The organism is Actinomycetospora sp. (genome assembly GCF_036497585.1).
In the GTDB taxonomy this organism is placed as follows: domain Bacteria; phylum Actinomycetota; class Actinomycetes; order Mycobacteriales; family Pseudonocardiaceae; genus Actinomycetospora.
Window position 1 is genome coordinate 1 of sequence record NZ_DASXJD010000272.1, and the last position, 3,568, is coordinate 3,568.

Annotated in this window: 3 protein-coding genes and 1 pseudogene; 3 read left to right on the forward strand and 1 reads right to left on the reverse strand. The window is 74.5% G+C overall.

Annotation, left to right across the window (positions count from 1 at the left end; all coding sequences use genetic code 11):
* A partial coding sequence (locus tag VGH76_RS27470; protein ID WP_331559944.1) for a DivIVA domain-containing protein occupies nt 1-969 on the forward strand: 969 nt, incomplete at its 5' end.
* Nucleotides 970-1,050: 81 nt separating this feature from the next.
* A complete protein-coding gene (locus VGH76_RS27475; protein WP_331559945.1) occupies nt 1,051-1,818 on the forward strand; it encodes a class I SAM-dependent methyltransferase in 768 nt (255 codons plus the stop codon).
* Between the two features lie 497 nt (nt 1,819-2,315).
* On the opposite strand, the gene VGH76_RS27480 is transcribed toward VGH76_RS27475, so the two are convergent.
* A complete protein-coding gene (locus VGH76_RS27480) occupies nt 2,316-3,044 on the reverse strand; it encodes a polysaccharide deacetylase family protein (protein WP_331559946.1) in 729 nt (242 codons plus the stop codon).
* A 328-nt stretch (nt 3,045-3,372) separates the two neighbouring features.
* Between VGH76_RS27480 and VGH76_RS27485 the strand changes: the two are divergent.
* Nucleotides 3,373-3,568, forward strand: a pseudogene (locus VGH76_RS27485) (ornithine cyclodeaminase family protein); the annotation flags it as partial.

Genomic DNA, 3,568 nt, shown 5'->3' on the forward strand with positions numbered 1-3,568 from the left:
GGGGGCACCGCGGGGGGGGCCTCGGTGCCCGCGCCCCGCACGGCCGAGCCGGCGACGCTCGACGCCCGCTCGTGGTGGGGGGCGGGCTTCACCGTCACCCGCCGCGGGTACGACACCGGAGAGGTCGAGGCCGCATTCGACCGTGCGGCCGCCGACTACGCCGTGCTCGTGGCCGACCGGGACGAGCTCGCCCGCGGCGAGCTCCGCGCCCGTGAGCAGATCGCCGAGCTCCAGCGGGAGCTCCGGGAGCTCCACGCGGCGCCGATCGACGGCGAGAACCTCTCGGCACGGCTGCGGCACATGCTGCAGCTGGCCCAGGAGGAGGCGACCGAGGTGCGCGCGCACGCGCACACCACCGCGACCGCGGCGGTCGAGGCGGCGCGGACCCAGGCTCGTGCCATCCACGACGACGCGGTGGCCTGGGCGCGCAAGACGCGGGAGGAAACCGACGGCACCAACCACCGGCGGCTGGCCGACGCCTCGGAGCAGGCCACGGCCATCGTCGTCGAGGCCGAGCGGCAGGCGGCGAAGCTACAGCGCGAGGCCGAGGACGCGCGGGCCGAGGCCGCCCGGCGGGCCGAGGCGAGCGAGGCCCACGCGCGGGAGGTCACCGCGGCCGTCGAGGCCGAGGTGGCCCGGCTCGAGCAGGACGCCGAGCTCGAGCGGACCCGCCTCGACGAGGCCTCCCAGGCACGCCGGGCGCAGGCCGAGCGCGACTTCGAGACCGCGCTCGCGGCCCGCCGCAAGGAGGCGGACGCGGCCCGCGAGGCCGCCGAGAAGGACCGTCGGGACGCCGAGGCCGCCGACCGGGCGGCCCACGAGGCGGCCACGGCCCGCCTGGCCGCCACGAAGGCCACGACGGCCGAGCTGGAGGCGCACCAGCGCGAGATGGGCTCCCGCTTCGCCGCGGTGCGCGAGCTGATCGAGCGCGCCTCGGCGTCGCTCCCGGCCCCGGCGGCCACGGAGTAGGCCCGTCGGCTGGCTTCGCCACGGGCGGACCTGCCACGCTGACCCGCCGTCGTCGTCGGAGTCAGCGGGCAGGAGCCGGCCGTGAGTGAACAGACCGCCCAGCACTACGCGCGCCTCGCGTCGACCTACGACGAGCTCTGGACCTACGACCCGGACCACATCCGCCAGTTCTCCCGGGCGATGATCGACGCGCTGCGGTTGATCCCTTCCGACGCGATCGCCGACATCGGGTGCGGCACCGGCCTCTACACCCGGGCGCTCTGCGAGGACCTCCGGCCCGCGCGACCCGTCCTGTGCGTCGACCCGACGCCGGCGATGCTCGACCAGCTCCCCGCTTCGCCCGGCCTGCGACCGCTGCTGGCGTCGGCGGAGGACCTCGCCTCCGGTCACGTGGGTCTGCCCACGGCCGGGCCGCTCGACGCGGTGATCATGAAGGAGTCGATCCACCACGTCCCGGACCGCCGGGGCGTCGTCGCCGGGCTGACCTCGATGCTCTCCCGGCACGGCCGGATCCTCGTCGTGATGCTCCCGACGACGATCTCGCACCCGCTGTTCCGGGCCGCCCACGACCGCTTCGAGGAGCTCCAGCCGGAGCCGGACGAGATCGCGGACCTGCTCGCCGCGGCCGGGCTCCGGGCGTCGGTGAGCTACCGGACCTTCCACGTCACCGTGGACCGGGCCCGCTACGTGCACATGCTCGAGTCGCGCTACATGTCCGTGCTCGACGAGTTCTCCGAGAGCGAGCTGGCGGCCGGGATCGAGCAGTTCCGGCGGGCCTACCGCGACGACCCGGTGATCCGGTTCGACGACCACTTCGCGTTCGTGACCGGCTGGGTCCGGCCGGGCTGACCCTCAGGCGGGCGTCGTGGCCCGCCCCGCGCGGGCGAGGACGTCGTCGAGCCAGCGGAACACGCGCTGGTGGAAGACGGCGCGGCCGGTCATCTCGCGGTGCCCGGTGACATCGTCGTCGTGACCGCGCCCTTGTCGGTGTGGATCGCTCCTGCTCCCGTCCGCGAGACCGCTGTGCTCGCCAAGATCGATGGGCCGACAGCGGGGTCGTCCTGGAAGCGTCGGGGGACGTTGGCGGCGGCTTCGGTGGCTGTGCTGGCCGCCGCGACCGGTGGGGCGTTCGTGGTGGGTGCCCACACGGCCAGCCCCCACAAGACCGCCACCGGGTCGAAGCCGGCGACCCGGACGACCGGTTCCACGCACCGCGCCAGCCACCGGTCCTCGAGCGACACCGCAGCCGGGTGCGGACAACGGGCGGTGACGCCGGCGCGTCGCTGTGTGCCGAAGCGGGGTGCGCCTCCCACGGCGCGCCGAGGGCCTGTGCCGACCGGACGCGGTCAGCGACGGCGGGTTCCGAAGAACTCGTCGAGGGTGACCGGCTGCAGGCCCCGGTCTCTCATGATGCTGGTGATCTGGTCGAACAGTCCGAGAACGGTCGGATGGTTGGCATGGCCGAGCACGATCCTCCCGGCGGTCAGGTAACGCCGCGCCTGGTCGAGCAGGAACTGCGGGGTGACGACGGTGGAGTCTCCGTAGGAGCCGCTCCACATCACGGGTCTCGGGAAGCCGGTGTCCCTGGCGATGGCGTCCACGGCTGGGTTGTGCGCCCCGAACGGCGGGCGCCAGTACGGCCGGGAGCTGGTCGCGAACGTGGCCGCGATCCACTGCTCGTTGCGCTCGAGCTCTTCCCTGACCTGACCGGCCGGTATCCGGGTCAGCCACCGGTGGCTGTAGGTGTGGTTCATGATCTGTACCTGGCCCGCGTCGATCAGCGGACGCAGCACCGCGGCCTGCGGGGCCCAGGCCCTCCCGTAGGTCCCGTTGGGACTGAACGTCAGATGCACGCCGGTGCGGCGGGCGAACTCGACGTAGCCCGCCACGACCTGGGGTGCGTAGCCGTCGTCGACCGTCAGCGCGATCGGCCGTCCGGGCGGGGGCGGCGTGGGCTGGGCGCTGGCGACGGGTGCCGGGGGCGCTGGGATCGCCGGGCCGCCCCGCGCCGGTGCCGCGGAGACCGTGCCGGCGGCCCACCCGCTCAGCCAGGCCGCCAAGCCCACCCCGAGCATCGTCACCACACGGCGGCGGGACAGCGCAGCGCCGGCCTCCGCCCGCCCCGGCAAGGGTGTGCGCTGAGCTGTCCTTCCTGTGCTGCCGTCCACGTCGTCCCCCCTGGCCGGGCCCGCACCGACCTCCCCCAAGCGTCGCGAGGTCGATCCGGTGCGCGCAAGAGGCGCTGTGTCGGGATCAGTTGAGCACCGTTGGCCGTGGACTACGACCACGCGCTGGGGCTCGCCGTCCTCGGCCCGGAGGACGCTCCGTGGTGGATCCAGGGCAGGACGAGGGTCACGGTGGGCCACCTCTCACTCGTGGAGCGGCACCGATGGTCGCGGCAGGATGCCGGCGTACAGCCCGACCCTCGGCGTCCTGGCCGCGAAGCTCCTCACGGTGCACCTCGAGAACGAGGAGGCGGGCCTGCCGGTGCACCAGGCCGCGCTGGCCGTGTTCGACCCACCCACCGGACGCCTGCTCGCCCTCGTCGACGGCGACCTGCTCACGGCGGCCCGTACGGCGGCGTGCTCCGCGCTGTCGA